Raw genomic sequence first — 22,337 nt, forward strand, 5'->3', positions numbered from 1 at the left:
TATATACCGAATGAAAGCAATTTTAAAAAATATTAAATTCAGCTTCCTGCCTTACCATCTCAAATTTAAGTTTGATGCAGGTACTTCTAGAGGTGTTTTGAAAGAAAAGACGACTTTTTTTGTCAAGGCTTTTGAAAATGAAATTCCCCAAATTATTGGATGGGGAGAAGCGGCCCCTTTGCCCAAGTTAAGTTTGGATGATTTGCCCGATTTCGAATTCTTTTTGAAGGATTATTGCAATCAGCTTTCAGGGATTGACCTGAGGAAGTCTGAGGAAGAAATTTTGAATTGGGTATCTGGAGTTATTCCTGAGCGGTTTCCCAGTATTCGATTTGCTTTCGAAACAGCTTTATTGGACCTTTTGCATGGAGGCAAAAAAAAGATATTTGACAATCCATTTTTTGATCAGAATGAGCCTATCCCAATTAATGGCTTGATTTGGATGGGGAATAAAAATTTTATGCTGGAGCAGATTGATAAAAAGCTTGAGGAAGGATATAACTGCATCAAGATGAAAATCGGCGCCCTTGATTTTGAACAGGAGTGTAGTTTATTGGAATATATCAGGGCCCGATTTTCAAAAGATGAGATCATATTAAGGGTTGATGCCAATGGTGCATTTGATCCCAAATCAGCCATGGAAAAATTGGAAATTCTTTCAAGGTTTGATCTGCATAGCATTGAGCAGCCGATTAGACAAGGTCAAATTCAGGTAATGGCTTCACTTTGCAGATCCACCCCATTGCCCATTGCATTGGATGAAGAACTGATCGGGGTGAATGGAGAAGAAGGGAAAAGAAATCTTTTGGAAACTGTTCTGCCTCAATTTATTATTCTAAAACCTACTTTGGTGGGAGGCCTGCAGTCCTGTATGGAATGGATCTCTATTGCAGAATCTTTAGAAATCGGTTGGTGGATTACCTCTGCCTTGGAAAGTAACATCGGTCTGAATGCCATTTCCCAGTTTACATCAACTTTTTCTGTAACCATGCCTCAGGGTTTGGGAACGGGACAATTGTATCAAAATAATTTGGATTCCCCTTTAACCATAAAAGAAGGACAAATTTACTATGAAAAAGAAAAGGGTTGGGGAGAATTGCTCAATGGTTTTACTAACTAATAAAAAAAGCCCCGAAATTCGGGGCTTTGTACTAGATGTCAATGTGTATATATAGATTAAACTACTTTTACATTCACTGCATTTAGGCCTTTTCTTCCTTCTTTAAGGTCGAAAGTAACTTCGTCATCTTCTCTGATTTCGTCGATCAAACCTGTTACGTGAACGAAATACTCTTTTGAAGAATCGTTGTCAATAATAAAACCGAATCCTTTGGATTCATTAAAAAATTTAACTTTACCTGTGTTCATAATAATTGAAATTGAATTAATAATTTCTCAAAGGTACGGATAGTTTTTAGATATAAAACGAAAGCAGTAAAATATTTAAAAAGTATTTGATTAAATTTTCCAAAAGAAATTTTAAAAAAATCATATAAGAATAAGAAAATTTTACTGCAAAATCTTTTAATCCAGCCCAAAGAAATAGACGGGTTTTGGGTAACTGCCCTCAATATTGAGTTTGGTAAGCTTACCGGTTTTTTGGTTTCTTTCAAAAACAGTAATATTATTTGAAGCCTGATGGGCAGCCAATAAATATTTTCCATCTTTTGTTATAATGAAATTTCTGGGCATTTCTCCGCCACTTTTTACCCTTTCCACAAAAGTCAGTCGGCCATCTTTCTCCACCTCAAATACGGAGATCTCATTTGCATCTCCCCGGTTGGACGCATATAAAAATCTTGCATTGGGTGATAATCTTACCTCTGCAGCACTAATACCTCCAACAAATTCTTCATCGGTAAGGGGCACAGTCTGAATTTTGGATAATGAGCCTGCATTATAGGAATATACTCCAATTTCTGCCGTCAGTTCATGGACCAGATAGATAGGTGAACCACTGGGATGAACAATCAGATGTCTTGGTCCAACCCCTGCATCTGCTTCAAAGTAAGGTGGCGTTCCATTATTGAAGGGAACTGCAAAGTTGGGGTTGAAGTCATAGATATGGATTTTATCTGTTCCTAAGTCTCCCACCAGTAATTGTTTCCCATTTGGATGAAATACCACACTGTGCACATGGGGGCTTCCCTGCCTGTCCGGGTTAATACTTTGGCCCTCATGCTGGTATGTCTGGACAAGTTCCAGATTTCCATTATTTATTTTATATGCTGAAAAATTTCCTCCGGAATAGTTTCCGACCACCAAAAACTCTTCTTTTGGGTCCAGACTTAAATAACAGGGATGATCGCCTAAGGTACTTTGTGAATCAATTTTTTCCATTGTATTGGTTTGTCTGTCCAGTTTCAAAGAGACCACTTTACCTCCGTTTTCACCTCCTGTTTCTTCCACAGCAAAAACCATGGTTTGAGCCTTATTTGCAATCACAAACGATGGATTATTCAAGCCTGGTGCGATGATTTTTGACTGTAAAAGGTTCTTTTCGGGGTCAAAGGACAGCAAACCTATTCCCTGGGTCTCATTTTCTGTGTAAGCTCCGATAAGAAATGAATAGGAGGTATCTACTTGTTCTTCTTCTTGGGCTTCATCGCATGAATTGACCATAAGGTAGGTAATTGTCAGAAATAGGAATATTAAACGTTGTTTCATTTGAATTCAGGAAGGAGTATCAGTTTTTTCCGGTTTGATGCTGGAGTTATGTTTTTCACTGTAGAGTATATGGGTTTTTGGATCATATTGGCCTGCTAATTCATCAATTTTGGTCCCATTCCAGATAGGTGTTTTGGTGAAATAGGCAGCTCTCGCCAACATATGGCCTCCAATGGTGACTGTCAATAATACAAAAATTATGGTTGCGATTACCCGGGTGGTAACGGAATAATCACTGAAAAATACAGCGGCTGATATGAGCAATAATCCAATGCCTAAAGTAGCTGCTTTTCCGGTTACTGATATCCTTAAGTATACGTCCGGTTTTCTCAACATCGCTACAGATGTGGATAAAACAAACAAAGCACCGAAGGTGGACAATATCATGATGATTATTTCTTTCATTTTCTTTCTCTTTGTTCAAGGTAATAAGCATATGCAGTAGTGCTTAGGAAAGCTATCAATGCAAACAGCATAGCAATATCCAAAAAAGTACTATGATTAAATACCATGCTATAAACCGCAATGATGCAGATGGAAATCAGAATCAGCATATCCAGTGCGATTACTCTATCTGCCAGACTTGGTCCTTTGATAAATCTGATAAAGACCAGGATTACTGAAATACCCAAAATCGGTATGATTATCAATTGGAAATATTCTTGCAGGCTCATCTCATTAATTCCAATAAACGTTTCTCAAAATTGTTTTTTACCTCAGATATAAAACTCTCTTTATTTTCGAGGTGTAACACATGTATATACATGACCTTTTTATCATCTGAAATATCTATGACCAAGGTGCCGGGGGTCAAGGCTACAAGGTTTGCAAGTAAGGTGATCTCAACATCGGATGAGGCCTCCAATGGATATTTTACAATTGCCGGGGAAAGCTTGGATTTAGTATATAAAGATTCCTTCACCGCCTGAAAATTCGCTTTAATTATTTGCCAAAGCATGAAGAGGATAAAATAAATAAGTTTTGGTAACATGGTGAAATATTTCCTTTCCTCTTTGTTGACTGTAATCAAATAGAGGATCAGGAAACTGACCATAAATCCAAATATGAAATTCTCTTCTGTAAGTGTACCTGTTGCCATAACCCAAATAATGGCAAGGAGTAAATTGCTGAGAAGAAGGTTTTTGGTCATGGCCTTATCGATTTAATTTGCAAGACTGATTCAATATAATTACTCGGATCCATCAGGTCACCTGCGATTTTTTGGGATAGGATGATGATGTTTTCAGCTGCTAAACCTATATAGAGAGAAATAAAAGAAAGAAATACTATAGGGAATATCCATAGCCATTTATCGCCAGTACTGAGTTCATCAAAATATAGCCCATTTGCTTTCTTGGGAAGTCCTTCCCCAGGTTTCCAGAAAACTTCCCCCCACATTTTAGCAATTACCCATAGAGTAAGGAAACTGCCAAGTATGATAAAGGCGATCAAAACGAATTCTTCGGTTTCCAAACCTGCTTTAATCCAGAATATTTTGGCCCAAAAACCAGAAAGAGGGGGGATTCCCACTAAAGAAAATAGGGGTATGGCCATTAAAAGTGATAATAGAGGATAGTTTTTATACATTCCTCCCAATTCTTTGATATCCTGGGTTCCGTTAATCTTAAGTAAGACTCCGGAAATCATAAACAGATTGGTCTTGACTATGATATCGTGGATCAGATAAAAGACAGTTCCTATTATGGCGATTTCTGTGAAAATTCCCAAACCCATCATCATAAAGCCAATATGACAAATGATCAAATAACCGAAAATTTTCCCCAAATGATGATGCATCAAAGCACCAAAGCCACCTGAAAGAATAGTAAGGGCGCCAATGATACCCAACATAGACACTAGGAATTCATCACCTCCAAAAATCAATGTAAATGACCTTAAAATAGCGTATACTCCCAATTTGGTCAAAAGCCCTCCAAATATAGATGAAACCGCAGGAGGGGGAGTATGATAGGAAGCGGGGAGCCAAAAGTACATAGGGAATACCGCAGATTTGATTCCAAATGCTACCAAAAATAAACCAGCAGTGACATTAATCAATCCCCGGTTTTGTATGTCTGTGATTTTTATTGCAATATCAGCCATGTTCAGCGAACCTGTCAGGCCATAAATAAATCCAATACCGATAAGAAAAAGAGTAGAAGCAAGTAGGTTCAGTGAAACATATTTGATGGCCCCCTCTAATTGCTTTCTTTTCCCTCCCAAAGTCATCATGACAAAAGAGGAAATGATCACTACCTCAAACCAAACATAAAGATTAAAAATATCTCCTGTAAGGAAAGCTCCCTGAAGTCCCATGATCAAAAAGTGCAATATCGGAAAGAAGCCAAATTCCAACCTCTCTTTTCTCATGCTTCCAGCGGAAAAAATGCTTACTGCAAATCCTGTAATGGAGGAAATAAGTACCATGGTTGCCCCAAATACATCGGCAACAAAGCTGATTCCAAACGGTGCCTGCCAATTTCCGGATTGGGTCACTTGAATACCTTGATTCCAAACCAACATAAAAAGCCAAATACTGATGGATAAGGCCAAAACAGAAAAAATGATGCTTAGAACTTTCTGCATTTCGGTTTTGACCCAAAAAAACAGAAGTATAGTTCCTGCTAGAAACTGAATGACAATAGGCAAAACAATCAAGGAATTATTCATATGTCTTCATCAGTAGAATTAAGTTCATCGAGATCATCTGTCTCCAGCACCTTGTAAACCCTTTTGATCAATATAATTGCAAATGACTGGAGTCCAAAACCAATTACAATGGCAGTTAAAACCAAGGCTTGAGGAAGAGGATCTGCATATATTTCTGTAAAAACTTTTAGGCCATCTTCAATAACAGGGGGATGGCCCTTGACCAACCGGCCCATTAAGAAAATAAGCAGATTGGCACCATTTCCTAATAGGATAAGCCCGATGATCATTTTAAACATACTGCGCCTCAAAAGCATATATAAGCCACCCGCATGCAATAATCCTATAATGATAATCAATAATATTTCCATGCTACACTGTTTCAGTTATTGAAAACATGATTGTCAAAGTTGCGCCTATAACCACAAGGTAGACCCCAATATCAAAGAAAAGGGCTGAGCCAACCATTCCGATAAATTTCAAAGGCTCCTCAAACCATAGTCCGGTAAGAAATGGTTCATTTATAAGTATGGGTGCTATCCCAGACCCTACAGCTAAAATCAATCCTATTGGCATCAGATACCCTGGATTGATTTTGATGATTTCTTTGGTTTCTTTTAGCCCGAATGCAAATGAGTGGATCAAAAAAGCAATTGACGCCATTAACCCTCCAACAAAGCCTCCTCCTGGTAAATAATGTCCCCTCAGCAATATGAATACAGAGAATAAGAGCAAAAGCGGTAATAAATACGTGGATGCTGTTTTAAATATCAGTGATTTCATCTCTATACTGTTTATTTTTCATTGGTGAGATAGAACATCGCATGTTTACAATTATTTCAGTGTCTGTCTTTATCATTATGCCTGTCTGCCTCAGGCAGGCTCGGTTTCATGTCAGTCTTTTTTTGAAGGGTTTAAATCGAGTTTCATCAAACTGAACACGCCAACAGCTGCAATAACCAGGACTACTGTTTCCACCATAGTATCAAAACCTCTGAAATCTACCAATATGACATTAACAACATTTCTTCCTTTTGCCAGCAAATAGGCATTGTCTGCAAAATATTTGGAAACTTCCGACCCAGAGGGTTCTTCAAATACTTCTAAAGTCAATATAGCGATCAATGTTCCGAAAAGAAGAGAAAGCACAGCATCCCTGAGCCGCATGCCTTTAGAGGACAAAGTTTTGTTTTTGGGAAGTTTAAACAAGACCAGCATGAAAAGCAATACAGTTAAGGTATCAATCGAAAACTGTGTCATAGCCAGGTCAGGTGCTGAATAAAACAAAAAGAACAGACAGTTTGCAAATCCAACAACACCTAAAGCCACTATAGAGGTAGTTCTTGATGTAGAAATAATGGCAAAAAAAATGGAAATGATCATGAGCACTACCACAATTATTTCGGATGGGGTTATGGTTGAAATCTGATTCCAGTCTATATAAATGTTAACTCCTCCGAACAAAGTATAAGCTGTAAGAAAAGTCAGAAATGCCAGTATAGTAATAACATAATTTCTTAAGTATCCATTTTGGAAAAATTTTGTCCATTTTAAGGCAAACCAGGAAAATAAGTTTCCAAATCCACTAATCAAATTCTCCGGGGATACAGCTTCGAATTTCAGTGTTTTAAGGAAGAGTTTTTCAGAAGGTTTAAGGTATAAATACAAAATAAAACCTAGTACTAAAGTGATTAAACTTAATAATAGCACCAAATTGAAACCATGCCAGAGGGCAAGATAAATCGGGTTTTCTTTTCCGACCATGCTGTTGACTACAGGCTGGATCAAAGCTTGTTCTATAATAATAGGAAAAGTGCCAAACAGGAGACTTAATGTTCCTAAAAGTAAAGGAGGAACCCAAAGCAAGGCTGATGGCATACTGACTTTTTGGAATTCATTTGGAAGTGTTCCGGCAAATGGTTTGATTCCTGCCCAAAATCCGGCGACAAACAGAAAAATTTTTGTTAAGACCAATAGTAAGGTCAAAAGCACAGCCCATTGACCGAATTGGAGGGTGGCTTCATACATTACTTCTTTACTCAGAAAACCGATTAGCAATGGGACTCCTGCACTGGACAGGGCTGCGATAAAACCGGCAATGGCCACAGGCATCATCACTTTTCTCAAACCTGCCAATTGACTCACATCTCTGCTTTCAGTCTGATGGTCAATTATACCTGTAATCAGGAACAAGGCTGCTTTATACAAAGCGTGAGCTAGAATAAACATTGTAGCCGCCAATAGCGCCTTTTCAGTTCCCAATCCAATCAGAAACACCAAAATACCCAAAGCCGAAATCGTGGAATAGGCCAAAATACTTTTAAGGTCAACTCTGAATAAGGCATGTGTTGCGGCATATACCATAGTAATGGCACCAATTGTAATCAGGCTGGTAGTCCACAATAAAGTATCGCCAAGAATGGGTGTAAATCTTGCAAGCAGGAAAACTCCGGCTTTTACCATGGTGGCCGAGTGAAGGTAAGTGCTGACCGGGGTAGGGGCCTTCATAGCTGCAGGCAACCAAAAATGAAAGGGAAATTGGGCCGATTTTGTAAATGACCCTACGAAAATCAAGCAAATTATCCAAGGATAGCCTATGTGGTTCTTTAGCAATTCAGGTTTAGACAACAACTCTGAAATGGAATAGGTGCCTGTAATATATCCAATCCAAACAAATCCGATCAACATTACCAATCCCCCAAACCCGGTAATACCCAAGGCTGTCATAGCAGATTTCCTCGAACTGGCATCTTCATTGTTGAATCCTATCAGAAAAAACGAACTAATACTGGTCAATTCCCAAAAAATAAAAAGGCTTATCAGGTTATCTGACAGCACCACTCCCAACATAGAAGCCATAAACATGGACAAATACCCATAAAATCTATCCAGATAAGGATGTCCTTTGAGATAATATGCTGTGTACGTAAAAACTAAAGCCCCTATACCTGTAATCATCAAGGAAAACAACATGGAAAGCCCATCCAATCTGAATGATAATTCTATACCGAAGCTCGGAATCCAGGATATATGACTGATCCAGGTATTTTCATTTTTAATAACCGGAAGGTTGAATAAGAAAAAAATAAAAAGGGAAATCGGTAAAAGGGAAAAAATCAACGGAATGGTTTTTTTTGCAAACCTTCCCAGCAATGGGAGCAATGCCGCAAAAAAGAAACCTGAAAGTACAGCTATTATCATAGTTGCAGGTTAAATTTCAATAACAATGAAAATCTAAGTTACGAAAATATTTGTACCTAAATATTTTCACAAGATAAGAACGTAACCATTTTTTATTTTTATAATGGTTTTTTCAAATAATGAGAAAAATACCGCAATAATTTTTAACAAATAACTTGTTTTGTGGTCAAAATGTCAAAAACATAGTCATTTATTTATTTTTTATTAAATTCACATGTTCAAACCCATTAAACAGATTATGTCAAAAAACAATTACCAGACCGAAGTAGCCAAAAGGTTTACTATTTACAACAGTTTATTTTTGGATTTACCATTCAGTGATATTCACAGAACAGGAACGCTTTTACCCATTTTAGCTAGTAAATGCCAGGAGGGCTTTGAGAAAAAGAAGACACCCAAAGAAATAATCCATGGTTTTTTTAATGAATTGATGGCAAATAATTCAGAAGCGGAGAGACATGATCTACTTTTTAAAATGGTTCAATACGTTGAGCGTCAGGTGGTATTGTTTGATTCTATAGAAGATGCTGCTTTTGAAAAAATCCATGATATCTCGGGAAAAGGAAGTATCAGTGCTTTAGTAACCCGTGTGGAGAACGACCGTAAAAGGGAAGCATTAATTGAAAAGTTGAAGAATTTTTCTGTAAGGCTTACTTTGACGGCACATCCTACCCAATTTTATCCGGGAAATGTTTTAGGTATCATCACTGATCTTGAATCTGCAATCCGCAGTAATGACTTAGGAAATATCAATCTTCTTTTACAGCAGTTAGGCAAAACCGGATTTATCAATAAAGAAAAGCCAACCCCTCTAGATGAAGCAGTAAGTTTGATCTGGTTTTTGGTCAATGTATTTTATCAGAGTATTCCGGATATCATGACCAGGCTTTTGAATATGCTGGATATCCCGCTTCAAGAATGGGATAATCCAGGATTATTGAAGGTTGGATTTTGGCCAGGAGGTGATAGGGATGGAAACCCTTTTGTTACGCATGATATTACAGTGAAGGTGTCCGAGAGATTGCAAAAATGGATATTGAGATGCTACTATAGGGATGTAAGAAAGATCAGAAGAAGACTGACATTCAAAAATGTAGAACCAATCATGCTTAAAGTGGAGAATGGATTGTTCAATTCCTTATTTGAGGATCAGAATTATTATAACAGTAAAGAAGAACTGTTGGCCGATCTAATGGAAGCAAGAAAAGGGTTGATTGAGTTTCATGAAGGTTTGTTTTTAGAGCAATTGGATGAATTTATTCTCAAGGTGAAGATTTTTGGCTTCCATTTTGCCAATATGGATGTGCGTCAGGACAGTAGGAAGCATGATGGTTTATGGGATGAAATTCTTGAAATACAACTTGGTAAAGAGGGAATGGAGACCTATAATAAATTGAGTGAGGAGGAGAAAGTCCAATTTTTGTTGGAATTTGAGACTCTTCCAGGGGTTTCCGATTTGAAAGATGAATTTCATCAGGAAATGCTCAAGAGTTTTGATGCCATACAGTCTGTCCAAAAAAATAACGGTGAAGACGGACTTCACCGCTACATCATTTCCAATTGTCAATCTGCCCTCCATGTTTTGGAAGTATTCCAACTGGCTAAACTTAGGCTTGGAAAAAAACAAGCCGCTTTACCCTTAGATATAGTTCCTTTGTTTGAAACCATTGATGATCTGGCAGAAGCGCCAAAAATTATGGAGAAGCTTTATCAAAATCCAGAATACATCAAACATTTGAAGGATAGAAAATTCAAACAGACCATCATGTTGGGATTTTCAGATGGCACAAAAGACGGGGGATATATACGTGCCAACTGGTCCATTTTAAGAGCCAAAGAAGAATTGACAAAAATTTCCAGAAAGTATGAGGTTAGTGTTGTATTCTTTGACGGTAGGGGTGGGCCACCTGCCAGAGGAGGTGGGAATATGCACAATTTCTATGCTTCCCATGGTCCCCAAGTGGAAAACAGAGAGATTCAGATCACCATTCAAGGTCAAACAATTTCTTCCAATTATGGCAAGCCCGTGTCCTGTAGCTATAACCTGGAGCAATTGTTGTGTGCCGGGATAGAAAATGAACTGTATCCTTCTTCTGAAAAAACATTGAATGCGTATCAGAGGGCTTTGATTGATGAAATGGCGGAAGTTTCCTATCAGTTTTATAAGGATTTTAAAAGCCATCCCCAGTTCCTGCCTTACCTAGAGCATGTGACCCCATTGAAATATTTCGGTCAGGTCAACATTGGTTCAAGGCCTTTGAAAAGGGGTAAGGATTCGGGTTTAAAATTCGAAGATTTAAGGGCGATTCCTTTTGTTGGCTCGTGGGCTCAGATGAAGCAAAACATCCCTGGTTTCTTTGGGGTAGGGGCTGCTTTGGAAGCCTTGAAAAAGGAAGGGAAGTTTGATGCTGCTAAGCAACTTTACAATGATTCACTCTTTTTCAGGTCATTGCTTGGAAATTCCATGCAGTCTTTGGCAAAATCTTTTTATGGAGCCACGGCCTATTTAAAAGACAACCCTCAGTATGCTGACCTTTGGCTTTTGATGTATGGAGAATATGAAAGGACCATCCGATTGTTGTTGGAGGTATCAGGAATGGATACCCTACTTCAAGATAATCCAACTTCCAAAGAATCCATCGCCATCAGGGAAAAGATAGTCCTACCGGTAATTACAATTCAGCAATATGCCATTCAGACCATGTTGGAGAAAGGAGTGGACGATCCAGTATTGCAAAAACTGATTTTAAGAACCATGTTCGGTATAGTGAATGCTGCTAGGAATGCGGCATAGCTTCCTTTAATTTGTTTAAGAAAAAGTAATAATGGATTGAGGTGTTTCCAAATGGTGGTTTTTGGAAACACCTCAGTTTTTTTGGAATTAAGCCAAAGTTTGTTTTTTAATCTTCATCATGAAAATCAGGAATTGGTAGATGTAATACTTCGTAGACACCTTTAAGGTTGTCATAGGAATCTGCAAGAACAATCAAAGTGTCTCCTCCTAAAATTTCTGTTGTACCATTTGGGGTTAGGTACTTATCTAATCTCTTCAACATGGCAATGATGGCATTTTTGGGAAATCCCAACTCAAGGATTTTTTTGCCTACAATAGGGTTATTTTCAGGGATTTGTATTTCCACCATGGCTGTTTTAGGACCTTCACGTAAAAATGTATCCAGGGGAGAGCGGGGCTTTACTTTTTCAGGTAAGGAAACTTTTAGCAAATCAGCCACCTTTGTTAAGGTTGTTCCTTGAATCAAAACGGAGGTAACTGAAATGAAAAACACAATATTGAAAATCAAGGGTGCTTTTTCAATACCAGCAATTAAAGGATAAGTTGCAAATACAATGGGAACAGCTCCACGAAGTCCAACCCAAGAGATATACCATCTCCTTCGATTTTTCATTTTGAAAGGTATTAGAGAAAGAAAAACCCCCAAAGGTCTTGCTACAAAAATCAGAAAAAGAGATGCCGCCAAACCAATTCCTGCCAAAGGGATTACTTCATTTGGATTGACCAGCAATCCTAAAGTTAGGAACAAAACTATCTGCATCAACCAAGCCAATCCATCATATAATTTCAATATTGTTTTTTTATGGATAAAATCCTGATTTCCAAGGTATACTGCACAAAGATATACAGCAAGGAAACCATTTCCACCTAAAAAATCAGTGAAAGAAAATGTGATGAACATCAAAGAAATCAGCAAGACAGGATAAAGTCCTTCAAAACCCAAATTGATTTTATTGATGGCCAATTTGCTTAACCATCCAAAAGCAAGACCAAGGGCAGCACCCAAAATCATTTGTTGGAAAAATAATGCCAACAGGGAAAAAAATGACATATCAGGATTAGTCACCAATCCTAAAAAAGCTATTGTCAGCACATAAGCCATTGGATCATTACTTCCACTTTCAAGTTCCAGCGTTGACCTTAATTTGTATTTTAGGGCAAGACTTTTGGATCGGAGGATTGAAAAAACAGCAGCGGCATCTGTAGATGAAACAATAGCTCCTAGCAATAAGGATTCAAAAATTGTGAATTCAGAAATGGCCCAAAAAAAGACTCCCAATGAAATAGCGGTAATCAAAACACCCAATGTAGACAAGACAATCCCTTGACCTAAGACAGGTTTTATTGACTTCCAGTTGGTGTCCAGACCTCCTGAGAAAAGGATGAAATTGAGTGCAACAATCCCGATAAATTGAGCAATGGTAGGGTTGTTAAATTCAATTCCCAATCCATCAGTACCAGCAAGCATTCCTATTCCCAGAAATAGTATGAGGGTAGGAACTCCAAACCTATAAGAGGTTTTTCCAGCCAAAATACTCAGGAAAAGTAAAATTGAGCCAACAAAAAGAATATTTTCTATCGTTAAGTTCATAGATTCAGGTTCTTATTGTCATGTTGATAAAAGTATATTCCATATCCATTTTGCCTGAGTAGATTATTGACTAATTCTTTCTTTTGAAATTAGGTGTTCAAAATTTTTAATGGGACACCATTTTAAGGAGTTTTTTTTCCGACAACTAAAATCTCTATTGTTTGAAACCTATGCAAATTATATTTTTCATCAATATTTTTATATCTTGTTTTCATGGTTAGTTCAAAGACAAAAAAGCAGATTATTTATGTACTACTGGATTTTTCAGAGTATTCAAAGACCGAATTGCTGTTTGCCAAATCTTGGATTGAAAACCGTGAATTTGAGATTAGAGCTCTTCATCAATTTGATTTTATTTATCCGACATTATTAAATAATGATTTGAGATTAAAAATTGCTTATGACCAAAAAAGGGTAATATGGAATAAATGGTTTCAATTGAAAAATGAAATATTTCCTGAGGAAATTAAGGTACAATTTGAAATTTTGGACTATTCTCTTGTTGAATATCTCTCATCAGCTGCCCAAAATGAGACATTTTATTTGATTATGGGATTGAAAGGTGGTGGGAAAATGAAACAGATATTCATTGGAAGTATGGTCAATGAAGTAATAAAAAAACTTAATTTGGTCACTTTTGCATTACCTAAAAAATTGGAAAACTTTAACCCACGGAAAATTACAATAACTGTCCATCCGGAGTTTTCCTTTAATTTAAAGGCTTTGGAAGAGGTATTGGTAAATGCTCCGAAATCTGTGGATTCCATTAAATGGGTAAGTATTGCAAGAGAGGAGGACAACCCTGAAGACCTTTCAGATTATCTTGATTATTTAATAAAAAAGGTAGACACCAGCCTTCACCAAGAGTTTTTTGTTTTTTCTGGAGAGGATACTTTTGTTCAGGTTAAAGCATTTTTTCATTCCCATAATGACAATATCCTATTGGTTCAAAAAGGTGGAAGAACTTTCAAGGACAAGCTTTTTAGAAAATTTCTCATTAATGAATTGGTTTATGACGGGTCAATTCCCTTAATTATTTTGCCTATATGAGTTTGTTTTACAGTTTACTTAATAATCCCTTTCTTGAATTTTCTGTCATCCTTTTTTTGGCAGCACTTTTTGGAGGAATTGGTCAATTGTTAAAACAACCCCTGATTGTCATGTTTATTTTTTTGGGGATTTTCGTAGGACCCTCATTCTTGAACATCGTACACTCTAAAGATAATATACATTTATTAGCAGAGATAGGAATTGCAATTTTATTGTTTATAGTAGGGTTGAAGTTGGACCTGCGTTTAATAAAATCTACTGGGAAAATCGCATTGATGACGGGTTTGGGGCAAGTTCTTTTCACTTCACTATTCGGTTTTTTTATTGGAATAAGCCTTGGGTTTTCCAGTTTAGAAAGTTTTTATATTTCTGTAGCCCTTACTTTTTCAAGCACCATTATTATTGTAAAATTGCTTTCAGATAAAAAGGAAATTGATTCACTGCATGGCCAAATAGCTATTGGATTTCTTATTGTACAGGATTTGGTGGTGATTTTGGTCATGATTGTTTTGTCCACTTTAGGAAGGACAGGGGAATCCTCCCTTCTCGTAGAAATAGGATTGACAGTGTTATACAGTGTTTTGTTTGTAGGTGTAACAATAATATCAATGAGATATTTTATTCCACATGTTACCCCTTTTTTAGCAAAATCAACAGAATTGTTAACCTTATTCTCCATTGCTTGGGCAGTTACTCTTGCCGTTGTAAGTGACCTGATTGGATTCAGTGGTGAAGTAGGTTCATTTCTAGCAGGTGTCACACTTGCTTCATCCCCATTTAAAGATGTTATTGGTAGTAGATTGATTAGTCTTAGAGATTTTTTGCTACTTTTCTTTTTTGTTAATCTTGGAGCAAATCTGAATTTAGCTGTAATTAGCTCCCAAATTCCATCTGCAATTATTTTTTCATTATTCGTCTTAATTGGAAATCCCATTATTGTTTTGGTCATTATGGGATTAATGGGTTATCGCAAAAGGACTTCATTTTTTGCAGGATTAACTGTAGCGCAAATCAGTGAATTTTCCTTAATATTTGCGGGGTTAGGCCTTTATCTTGGCCACATTGATGAAGAAATTTTAGGGTTGATAACTTTGGTGGGCTTAATTACAATTGCACTATCAACTTATATGATTTTATATTCAAATTCACTCTATGGTTTTCTTTCCCCAGTTTTAAGGATATTTGAAAAAAGTGGATTAAAAGATGAGGAAAATATCATAAAAAATTCGTTGAATGGAATTAACATTTTAATTATAGGATTGGGAAGATTTGGAAATGAGATAATAAAAAAAATTGAAGACAACCCTGACCTTAATTATTTTGGTGTGGATTTTGATCCAAGTGTGGTTAAAAAATTTAGAGAATCAGGGAAAAATGTAATTTTTGGAGATTTAGAGGATCCTGATATTTTCAATTTAATTCCATTAAACAGCGTAGGGTATGTGATTAATACTGTTCCAAATTCAGAGTTGGCAGAGCACATGGTAATAAGGTTAAGAAGATTGGGGTATAGCGGAAAGATATATTTGACCGCCCTCAATAAAAAGGATCAAAAAAAACTTGAGGAATTAGGTGCTGACAGGGTATTGGTAACATATCAGCTTGCCGCTTCGAATTTCTTTAATGAATATTTAAATCCACAGATACAGAAAAAATAAAGGATTGCGATTATGGGGAAATTAGTATCATTTTTTCATAAAACTAAAAAGTATTGGGAATCTGATGTTTCATTCAGTTCACTTTTAATCATGCTAATGCTAATTGTTTTTGTATTGCCCATTTTGATTGATAATGAAAAGGACAATTCTCTTTTTTTAAATTATATGTTCATTGCCCTTTTTTTTATAGGTATTTTTTCAGCTAGGGAAAAAGGATTTGTTATAGCCTCCATGATAATGCTTACTTTACATTTGGCTTTGAGAGCTATCCGATTTGGGGACAATCCGTACGAGTTTTACACTATCGAGCGGATAGTAATTATTCTAAATCTTGTCTTGTTTATAATTATCAACATTAGATTGCTTTTTAGAGATCAGGAAGTAAATGCCTATCGAATAATTGGAGCAATTAATGTTTATTTATCAGTAGCCTTGGTAGGGGCTTTTGGATTTGAACTGATCCAATTGTTTGAAGGTTCCTCCATTCAGGGTAACATAACATTCGTAGGCCATGACCAGGATTACAAAGAGTTTATTTATTTTAGTCTGACCAGTATCAGTACGGTAGGATTTGGTGATGTGTATCCGGTGAATATGGAGGCAAAAATGCTTTCAACCTTTTTGTCTGCAATTGGGATAATTTACCCAGCAGTAGTCATCTCAAAACTCATTTCTTTTTCAAGTTCAAAAACTCAAAAAGACCTTTGAGATTGCAAGACTGCCCTCAAAGATCTTTTTGACTTGTACTAAGTAACTTTTTAATTCAAAGTATATTCCACCACAATTTCTGTGTTCAGTAACCTAGATATTGGACAGTTTTTTTCTGCGTCTTTGACCAATTCCGCAAATTTATCTTCAGAAATTCCTTCTACTTCTGCTTTCAATACCAATTTTGATTGCTTGATAGTACCTTCTTCAAAAGTAATGATACATTCAGTGGTCAGTTGTTTTGGAGGAAACTCTGCTCCTGTAAGGTTAAAACTGAGTTTCATGGTAAAACATCCTGCATGTGCAGCTGCAATCAGTTCTTCCGGGTTGGTGCCTTTACCGTCTTCAAATCTGGAACTGAAAGAATATTGGGTTTTGTCCAAAACCCCTGTTTCAGTGGAAAGATGTCCTTTTCCTTCTTTTCCTGTTCCTTGCCAAACGGCTGTTGCTTTTCTTTTCATGATAAGATTGTTTTTGATGGTATGAATTTTATAAATTTTTCCTTCCTAAATTTAAGCTTTATCTTGGTTAATGAATGTATGAACCACAGTTAAATATAGTTTGTTTATCGGAATCCCACCAAAAACTGGTAATGGATTTAATGGTGAAGGTTTTTACTCTTGAACAGAAAATTCCTGAAGATTATCTTCCTGTTAGCATCTATCCCCAAAATTCATGGGGTATCATAAGCCAAAATAATTTGATTGCTTTATGTATTGCATGGAAAGAAGAAGAGTTATGGCATTGGGGGAGGTATGCAGTTGATCCGCAATGGAGGGGAAAAGGGCTAGGAAAAAGGCTAGCATTCCGTAGTCTTAATGAAATGTTTGAATCAGGAGTGGAAGAAATCCATATTGATGCAAGGGATATTACTTTAAAATTATTAACTCAATTTGGTGGCAAAGTAATAGGGGAGTCCTTTGATTTTTATGGTCCTGTAACTCCGATGAGACTGCGTGCAAAGGATTTTTTGAATAATACAGCAGAGCAAGGGGAAAAATAAAATTTCCAATTACCAATTACCAATTACCAATATCCAAATTTCAAGTTCCAATCTCAAAATCCGAAAAGTCCCAAGATGCAATAGTGATTTTTGATCTTGCTGAAAGAAGAACTTTTATAACATTTTATGGAAAATCGGGCAAAAAATTATCAGATAAAGAAAGGTGATTCTTATCTGAAGTGAATTGTTTTAAGTATTTTTGGTAAGGGTATTTCTTCCTGAGATTAATTCTAACTTACTCCGCATCTATGGAAAACCAAATTATCCATACTGATCAATTTCAGCTTTCCCAAACGGATTTTGTTATAAGGATTTTGGTTGCAATTGGAATTGGTTTAATAATTGGATTGGAAAGGGAATATTCGGCTAAAAAAGAAGGGGCTGAAAGTTTTGTAGGAATCAGAACCTTGGTTTTTGTGTCTTTATTGGGATTTATGGGGGGCATGATGTATTATTTACTTACCCCAATTGTTTATTTGGTGATCTTTATTGCTGTATTCATTTTGATAGGTATTTCTTATTATGTCACTGCTTCAAAAGGTGATATTGGAACAACAACCGAGTTTTCTGTCCTTCTGGTTTTTATCTTAGGTTCTTTGTCATTTTTAGGGTTTATTGAAATCAGTTTGATGGTAACAGTAGTGACTGTGGTAATCCTTTCCTCAAAGTTCAGACTGCATTCCATTGTAGGCAATATTTCTGTGGAAGAGTTTTACGATTTTATACGATTTGTCGTCATCACGTTATTAATATTTCCTTTTTTACCCAATGAATTTTATGGTCCTTATGATGTTATCAATCCTCGTGAAATTGGCCTAGTTATAATTTTAACCTCAGGTTTGGGATTTGTTGGGTACATTCTGATTAAATTATTAGGTACTCAAAAAGGAATTCTGCTAAGCGGTATTTTAGGAGGATTGGTCTCCAGTACGGCTATCACTTGGGTTTTTTCCAAAAAAAGCAGGGAAAGCCCAGATATAGCCCATCCCTGTGCAACGGCCATTTTGGCAGCTTCATCTATCATGATTATCCGTGTTCTTATTTGGACCTATATTTTTAACCGGGTATTATTCCATGAAATATACATTGCTATCCTGATCATTTTTTTAATAGGTATGGCTGTTACTCTTTATTTTTATTTTAAAGAAAGTAACCAAAAATTAACTACTTCAAATATTCCTTTAGGCAAACCTTTGGACCTTCAGGGAGCTTTTTCATTCGGGGTGATTTTTGCCATAATTTTGTTGGTAGTGAGTTATGCCAATGACCAATTAGGTGATAAGGGGATAATCCTGTCCAGTGGGATTGCAGGACTCACGGATATAGATGCTATTACGATTACCGTATCAAAATTGACCGGGGTTTCCCTCGGTTTACCTTTAGCAGCCAACGCTGTCATTGTGGCAACAATTTCTAATACTTTGGTCAAAATGGGCATTTCCGTTTGGAAGGGTAGTGCTGCATTAAGAAAAGACCTTTACATAGGATATGGAGTTGTTTTAATCAGCTTATTTATTTCCCTTATTTTTTTGAATTAAATAGAGAAGGCTAAATACCTGAATTATTGGTAATTTATCATTTGTAATTGGCCAGTGCTAAAACTTCTAACTTATCATTTCTTATTTTCCATCAAGTCAAAAACTCGGATTTACAATTCTTAGTTTCCAATGTGAGGTACTGATTTTACTTGGCACTATGTCCAAATCCGAAATCCTAAATCAAAAAAAACCACCCCTTGCGAGGTGGTTTTTGGTTGGTTGTTAGTGAGTGATTAAATTCTTAATTCAGGAATTCATCAAAAGTAATGGAAACAAAGTAGGTTGTTCCAACGGTTGGGTTGCCCCAGGCCTGACGGTATCCAGAACTGTTGAATAAGTTTTGTCCTCCAAGTTTGATGATGGACTTGATCTTTTTCACCTTATAGCTCACCTGTGCATCCAAGCTGCTGAAGGCAGGCATCACAGAAAGTTGTTGGGTGCTCACAATTGGTGAAACAAAGGAAGATTGCCAAACAAATTGATCCTGCCATCTCCAGGCCACTGCAAAACCAATGTTTTTGTTATTGATGTTCCTGTTACCGAATGTAAGGTTGGTCCTGTATTCTGGAGTATTGAAGGCAGGCTGGAATCCTTGTAAGTCTTCAATATTTGCCAATTTATTATAAGATACGTTACCACCTAAGGTATATCCTTTGGGAAGTTGGTAATCCAATCCTAATGCCCAACCATATGTTTTAATGATCTCTTTTCTGTTGACAGGCATAGAGAAAATATTTCTTCCTCCAGGTCCCACACCGATTAGGTTAAGCCCTGTGATTGGATTTGGTCCGGCTTCACCTGCAGCAGAAGCATCCTGTACAAGGATCTGACCTCCAATGAAATTCTCAAACCTGTTATAGTAATAATAACCATCAACCAATAGCTTATTGTCAAAAAGTAGCCCTTTGTAACCAAATTCATAGGATTTAACAATCTCAGGTTTGAATTCTGTAAACTCATAAGGTACTAATTTATCCAGATTTTCTTCAGACGCTACAACCGGCACAAGTTGAGGAACCAAAGCCTGAATGGCTGCAGGTGCTTGGTCAGGTGGGATTAAACCTGCTCCAACTTGTTGCAATACTATTGCCGTTGCCCTTGTAATTGCTGTTTGTAACACCCCTGGATCAACATTTGGCTGAAGAAGTCCGGCTACTCCTGCACCGAATTCAGAAACGGTGGATAAAGCATACGGTGGATTTCCAGTGAAATTATACCTTTCTCTGAAAAGTGGTAGACCGCCGATCAACCTTGCCTGAGGAGTCAATAAATCTATATACTGGTCCTGAGTGGTTGGAATCCTAAAGCCTGTCTGGTAAGAAAGTCGGAAGTTATGAATCTTGTTGGCAGTATAAACTGCTGAAACCCTGGGAGACCACTGTCCTTGAAAGTTTTCGTTTTTGTCATAACGTACAGAAGCAGTTAATTTCAGTTTATCCTGAATTAATTTTTTACTGCCTTGTGCATACCCACCATATTCCCTGATGTTGAATTCATTGCCATCATCATCCAGTGCAAATAGGGTTCCTTCAGAATTCAATTGGTAATTTCTGTAATTAGCTCCCACTACAAAATCAGCAAATTTGATGTCTTTGAAAGTGTAAGAGCCCTCTAGGTGATATAAATTGGTCTTATCAACAAACAAGGCACCTACACCTTGGGCATTACCAGGAATAGGCCTGGATCTCACATCTTGTAGTGCTTGGTTGAATTGGGGAGAACCCGGTAAATATCTTCCCTGATCTGCAAATGCTCTGGCTGCAGTATGGGCTGTATTTTCATCCGCTCCCTGTGATCTGGCACCCACAAATGCCCCCACATATTCTCCAAACCACTGTTGACTGGTTTTCCAAGCCTCATTGATACCTTGGGCAGCAATTCCTACAGCGTATGAATCCCCTGATCTCTCCTGTGTAGTATAGGCTCTCAAAAACCAATTGGCACCTCTTAATTCAGCTTTATATTGTCCAATATTGAAGCCTGTGATGGAATATCTGTCTGCTCCTGTATAAACGGTTGTACCTGCACCATAATTCCCCTGGAAAATGGCTTCCACCCTGTCATTGATTCTCCAGTGTAAAGCGGCATTTAATTTCAAGGATTCTGTATTGTAATCAGCCAAATCCCTTTCCATATAACCTGTTCTTGAAACGAATGTGCTAGGAACAAGAGGAAGGGCAGCTGAAGGAAGTAAACCTGCACCGACCAAGGAATTGGCGACACTTTGCATATTCACATTGGTTTCATCACCATAGGTGTTTACCCCATTATATCCAGGGTTATTTTGCCTGTTACCTCCTTCAATGGAAGACCCATTCAATAGGGATTGGTCCCTGAAATCATTGGCCTGCCAATCGTCCGCCCTGATATAGTTTACATTTACTTTCAATGCAACTTTATCGCTGAAAGCAGTGGCATAACGGGCAGCAAAATCATAAAATCCAGTGGTTGGGTTTGTTCTTTGTCCTTCATCCATGATACCCGTCTTTACCTGAGCAGAAAAACCTTGGTATTGGAATGGATTTTTGGAATTCATCAACAAGATGCCGTTGATGGCATTTGGCCCATACAAAGCAGAAGCTGCACCTGGAAGCAATTCCAGGTATTCCAAATCCAGTTCAGAAATACCTGCAATGTTACCAACCGAGAAATTCAGACCTGGGGCCTGATTGTCCATACCGTCAATCAACTGGACGGTTCTTACGTTACCATTGGCATTGAAGCCTCTGGTATTGAAAGATTTAAAGGTGAGGGATTGGGTACTCATTTCGACACCCTTCATGTTGTTTAGGGCATCGTAAAAACTGGGTTGGGGAGCCTCCCTGATAGAGATGATATCCATCCTTTCAATGGTCACAGGAGATTCCAGGACACTCTCCTCAACTCTTGAGGCAGACACAACAATTTCCTGCCCCAATATGGAGGCTTCTTTCAAGATTACCTGAAGGTTAGAAACATTGGATTCATTGATAGTGATTTCCTGTGTGGTAAATCCTATCATTGAAAATACCAAGGTTAGAGGAGGAGCTTGATTCACCCTTAAGGTGAAATTACCATCCAGGTCTGTGATGGTTCCAACTACTCTTCCTTTGACCACAATATTCACCCCAACAAGGGTTTCTTTGGTAGATTCTTCCGTTACCTTACCGGAAATGGTAGTGGTCTGGGCAAAAACCTGCGTGGAACCAAAGGAAACTAAGACAAACAACAATAAGATTGCAAGTCTTGTGCATTTAGTAAATTTTTGCATAAGCTATAGTGGGTTAATTGTTTTTTCTTTAAAATGCCAAGCATTACTATGTTAATAATTGTGAAAATTAGAATAAAATCCCAATTATCTACAAAAATGTAAAAAAAATATTTTGTCAAAATCAAATCAAAAAATTGGCGCAAAAGGAAACCCGCTCAAATTCAATGAAAAACATCCTTAATTAAATAATTTCAAGCTATTAGTAAAGTTTTGATTACATGGATTCTA

General features: G+C 37.2%; 19 protein-coding genes. 7 read left to right on the plus strand and 12 right to left on the minus strand.

Annotation, left to right across the window (positions count from 1 at the left end; genetic code table 11):
- Positions 1–10 precede the first annotated feature (10 nt).
- Entirely contained in the window at positions 11–1,120 is a 1,110-nt protein-coding gene (locus ACFSKV_RS03980; protein WP_380800553.1) for an o-succinylbenzoate synthase, read from the plus strand.
- A 56-nt stretch (positions 1,121–1,176) separates the two neighbouring features.
- Here the strand turns inward: ACFSKV_RS03980 and ACFSKV_RS03985 are convergent, their stop codons facing one another.
- The 9 genes from ACFSKV_RS03985 to ACFSKV_RS04025 form a co-directional block, all read right to left on the minus strand.
- Positions 1,177–1,368 carry a cold-shock protein gene (locus tag ACFSKV_RS03985; protein ID WP_123951032.1) on the minus strand — a complete coding sequence of 64 codons (192 nt, stop codon included), beginning with the start codon at positions 1,366–1,368 and terminating at the stop codon, positions 1,177–1,179.
- A gap of 156 nt (positions 1,369–1,524) precedes the next feature.
- The gene (locus ACFSKV_RS03990; RefSeq protein ID WP_380800554.1) at positions 1,525–2,667 is read right to left on the minus strand and encodes a lactonase family protein; all 1,143 of its coding nucleotides are present in this window, start codon (positions 2,665–2,667) and stop codon (positions 1,525–1,527) included.
- A gap of 6 nt (positions 2,668–2,673) precedes the next feature.
- On the minus strand, positions 2,674–3,072 hold the full coding sequence (locus ACFSKV_RS03995) for a cation:proton antiporter (protein ID WP_380800556.1): 399 nt from the start codon (positions 3,070–3,072) through the stop codon (positions 2,674–2,676).
- Positions 3,069–3,341 carry a cation:proton antiporter gene (locus ACFSKV_RS04000; protein WP_380800558.1) on the minus strand — a complete coding sequence of 91 codons (273 nt, stop codon included), beginning with the start codon at positions 3,339–3,341 and terminating at the stop codon, positions 3,069–3,071. The genes ACFSKV_RS03995 and ACFSKV_RS04000 overlap by 4 nt, the downstream gene beginning before the upstream one ends.
- Positions 3,338–3,817: a Na+/H+ antiporter subunit E gene (locus ACFSKV_RS04005; protein ID WP_380800560.1), complete on the minus strand. Its 480-nt coding sequence runs from the start codon at positions 3,815–3,817 to the stop codon at positions 3,338–3,340. Before ACFSKV_RS04005 ends, ACFSKV_RS04000 begins: the two co-directional genes overlap by 4 nt.
- Positions 3,814–5,337: a proton-conducting transporter transmembrane domain-containing protein gene (locus tag ACFSKV_RS04010; RefSeq protein ID WP_380800562.1), complete on the minus strand. Its 1,524-nt coding sequence runs from the start codon at positions 5,335–5,337 to the stop codon at positions 3,814–3,816. The genes ACFSKV_RS04005 and ACFSKV_RS04010 overlap by 4 nt, the downstream gene beginning before the upstream one ends.
- On the minus strand, positions 5,334–5,687 hold the full coding sequence (locus tag ACFSKV_RS04015) for a Na+/H+ antiporter subunit C (RefSeq protein ID WP_380800563.1): 354 nt from the start codon (positions 5,685–5,687) through the stop codon (positions 5,334–5,336). The genes ACFSKV_RS04010 and ACFSKV_RS04015 overlap by 4 nt, the downstream gene beginning before the upstream one ends.
- A gap of 1 nt (position 5,688) precedes the next feature.
- A complete protein-coding gene (locus tag ACFSKV_RS04020) occupies positions 5,689–6,099 on the minus strand; it encodes a Na+/H+ antiporter subunit B (RefSeq protein ID WP_380800565.1) in 411 nt (136 codons plus the stop codon).
- A 111-nt stretch (positions 6,100–6,210) separates the two neighbouring features.
- On the minus strand, positions 6,211–8,517 hold the full coding sequence (locus tag ACFSKV_RS04025) for a putative monovalent cation/H+ antiporter subunit A (RefSeq protein ID WP_380800566.1): 2,307 nt from the start codon (positions 8,515–8,517) through the stop codon (positions 6,211–6,213).
- 238 nt (positions 8,518–8,755) lie between these two features.
- Between ACFSKV_RS04025 and ACFSKV_RS04030 the strand changes: the two genes are divergently transcribed.
- On the plus strand, positions 8,756–11,311 hold the full coding sequence (locus ACFSKV_RS04030; RefSeq protein ID WP_380800568.1) for a phosphoenolpyruvate carboxylase: 2,556 nt from the start codon (positions 8,756–8,758) through the stop codon (positions 11,309–11,311).
- Positions 11,312–11,417: 106 nt separating this feature from the next.
- Here ACFSKV_RS04030 and ACFSKV_RS04035 read toward each other — a convergent pair whose 3' ends face one another.
- On the minus strand, positions 11,418–12,902 hold the full coding sequence (locus tag ACFSKV_RS04035) for a potassium/proton antiporter (RefSeq protein ID WP_380800569.1): 1,485 nt from the start codon (positions 12,900–12,902) through the stop codon (positions 11,418–11,420).
- Between the two features lie 213 nt (positions 12,903–13,115).
- Here ACFSKV_RS04035 and ACFSKV_RS04040 point away from each other — a divergent pair, with 213 nt between their 5' ends.
- The 3 genes from ACFSKV_RS04040 (at position 13,116) to ACFSKV_RS04050 (ending at position 16,318) form a co-directional block, all read left to right on the plus strand.
- Positions 13,116–13,952 (plus strand): universal stress protein, encoded by an 837-nt coding sequence (locus tag ACFSKV_RS04040; protein ID WP_380800571.1) that lies wholly within the window; start codon positions 13,116–13,118, stop codon positions 13,950–13,952.
- A gap of 110 nt (positions 13,953–14,062) precedes the next feature.
- The gene (locus ACFSKV_RS04045; protein ID WP_380801377.1) at positions 14,063–15,610 is read left to right on the plus strand and encodes a cation:proton antiporter; all 1,548 of its coding nucleotides are present in this window, start codon (positions 14,063–14,065) and stop codon (positions 15,608–15,610) included.
- A gap of 90 nt (positions 15,611–15,700) precedes the next feature.
- A complete protein-coding gene (locus ACFSKV_RS04050; protein ID WP_380800572.1) occupies positions 15,701–16,318 on the plus strand; it encodes a potassium channel family protein in 618 nt (205 codons plus the stop codon).
- A gap of 50 nt (positions 16,319–16,368) precedes the next feature.
- Here ACFSKV_RS04050 and ACFSKV_RS04055 read toward each other — a convergent pair whose 3' ends face one another.
- Positions 16,369–16,779 carry an OsmC family protein gene (locus ACFSKV_RS04055; RefSeq protein WP_380800574.1) on the minus strand — a complete coding sequence of 137 codons (411 nt, stop codon included), beginning with the start codon at positions 16,777–16,779 and terminating at the stop codon, positions 16,369–16,371.
- Positions 16,780–16,910: 131 nt separating this feature from the next.
- Between ACFSKV_RS04055 and ACFSKV_RS04060 the strand changes: the two genes are divergently transcribed.
- Positions 16,911–17,321, plus strand: coding sequence for a GNAT family N-acetyltransferase (locus ACFSKV_RS04060; protein WP_380800576.1), 411 nt, complete (start codon positions 16,911–16,913; stop codon positions 17,319–17,321).
- Between the two features lie 248 nt (positions 17,322–17,569).
- Complete coding sequence (locus ACFSKV_RS04065) at positions 17,570–18,859, plus strand: MgtC/SapB family protein (protein ID WP_380800577.1); 1,290 nt, start codon at positions 17,570–17,572, stop codon at positions 18,857–18,859.
- 241 nt (positions 18,860–19,100) lie between these two features.
- Here the strand turns inward: ACFSKV_RS04065 and ACFSKV_RS04070 are convergent, their stop codons facing one another.
- Entirely contained in the window at positions 19,101–22,109 is a 3,009-nt protein-coding gene (locus tag ACFSKV_RS04070) for a TonB-dependent receptor (protein WP_380800579.1), read from the minus strand.
- Positions 22,110–22,337 lie beyond the last annotated feature (228 nt).

Source organism: Shivajiella indica (genome assembly GCF_042683085.1).
Classification (GTDB): Bacteria; Bacteroidota; Bacteroidia; order Cytophagales; family Cyclobacteriaceae; genus Shivajiella; species Shivajiella indica.

Bases quoted from the DNA above. Each gene is read 5' to 3' on its own strand.
- ACFSKV_RS04055 (WP_380800574.1), bottom strand. From the start codon at position 16,779: ATGAAAAGAAAAGCAACAGCCGTTTGGCAAGGAACAGGAAAAGAAGGA.
- ACFSKV_RS04065 (WP_380800577.1), top strand. From the start codon at position 17,570: ATGGAAAACCAAATTATCCATACTGATCAATTTCAGCTTTCCCAAACG.
- ACFSKV_RS04020 (WP_380800565.1), bottom strand. From the start codon at position 6,099: ATGAAATCACTGATATTTAAAACAGCATCCACGTATTTATTACCGCTT.
- ACFSKV_RS03990 (WP_380800554.1), bottom strand. From the start codon at position 2,667: ATGAAACAACGTTTAATATTCCTATTTCTGACAATTACCTACCTTATG.
- ACFSKV_RS04010 (WP_380800562.1), bottom strand. From the start codon at position 5,337: ATGAATAATTCCTTGATTGTTTTGCCTATTGTCATTCAGTTTCTAGCA.
- ACFSKV_RS04015 (WP_380800563.1), bottom strand. From the start codon at position 5,687: ATGGAAATATTATTGATTATCATTATAGGATTATTGCATGCGGGTGGC.
- ACFSKV_RS04050 (WP_380800572.1), top strand. From the start codon at position 15,701: ATGCTAATGCTAATTGTTTTTGTATTGCCCATTTTGATTGATAATGAA.
- ACFSKV_RS04025 (WP_380800566.1), bottom strand. From the start codon at position 8,517: ATGATAATAGCTGTACTTTCAGGTTTCTTTTTTGCGGCATTGCTCCCA.
- ACFSKV_RS03995 (WP_380800556.1), bottom strand. From the start codon at position 3,072: ATGAAAGAAATAATCATCATGATATTGTCCACCTTCGGTGCTTTGTTT.
- ACFSKV_RS04070 (WP_380800579.1), bottom strand. From the start codon at position 22,109: ATGCAAAAATTTACTAAATGCACAAGACTTGCAATCTTATTGTTGTTT.
- ACFSKV_RS04045 (WP_380801377.1), top strand. From the start codon at position 14,063: ATGTTTATTTTTTTGGGGATTTTCGTAGGACCCTCATTCTTGAACATC.
- ACFSKV_RS03980 (WP_380800553.1), top strand. From the start codon at position 11: ATGAAAGCAATTTTAAAAAATATTAAATTCAGCTTCCTGCCTTACCAT.
- ACFSKV_RS04035 (WP_380800569.1), bottom strand. From the start codon at position 12,902: ATGAACTTAACGATAGAAAATATTCTTTTTGTTGGCTCAATTTTACTT.
- ACFSKV_RS03985 (WP_123951032.1), bottom strand. From the start codon at position 1,368: ATGAACACAGGTAAAGTTAAATTTTTTAATGAATCCAAAGGATTCGGT.
- ACFSKV_RS04000 (WP_380800558.1), bottom strand. From the start codon at position 3,341: ATGAGCCTGCAAGAATATTTCCAATTGATAATCATACCGATTTTGGGT.
- ACFSKV_RS04060 (WP_380800576.1), top strand. From the start codon at position 16,911: ATGGATTTAATGGTGAAGGTTTTTACTCTTGAACAGAAAATTCCTGAA.
- ACFSKV_RS04030 (WP_380800568.1), top strand. From the start codon at position 8,756: ATGTCAAAAAACAATTACCAGACCGAAGTAGCCAAAAGGTTTACTATT.
- ACFSKV_RS04040 (WP_380800571.1), top strand. From the start codon at position 13,116: ATGGTTAGTTCAAAGACAAAAAAGCAGATTATTTATGTACTACTGGAT.
- ACFSKV_RS04005 (WP_380800560.1), bottom strand. From the start codon at position 3,817: ATGACCAAAAACCTTCTTCTCAGCAATTTACTCCTTGCCATTATTTGG.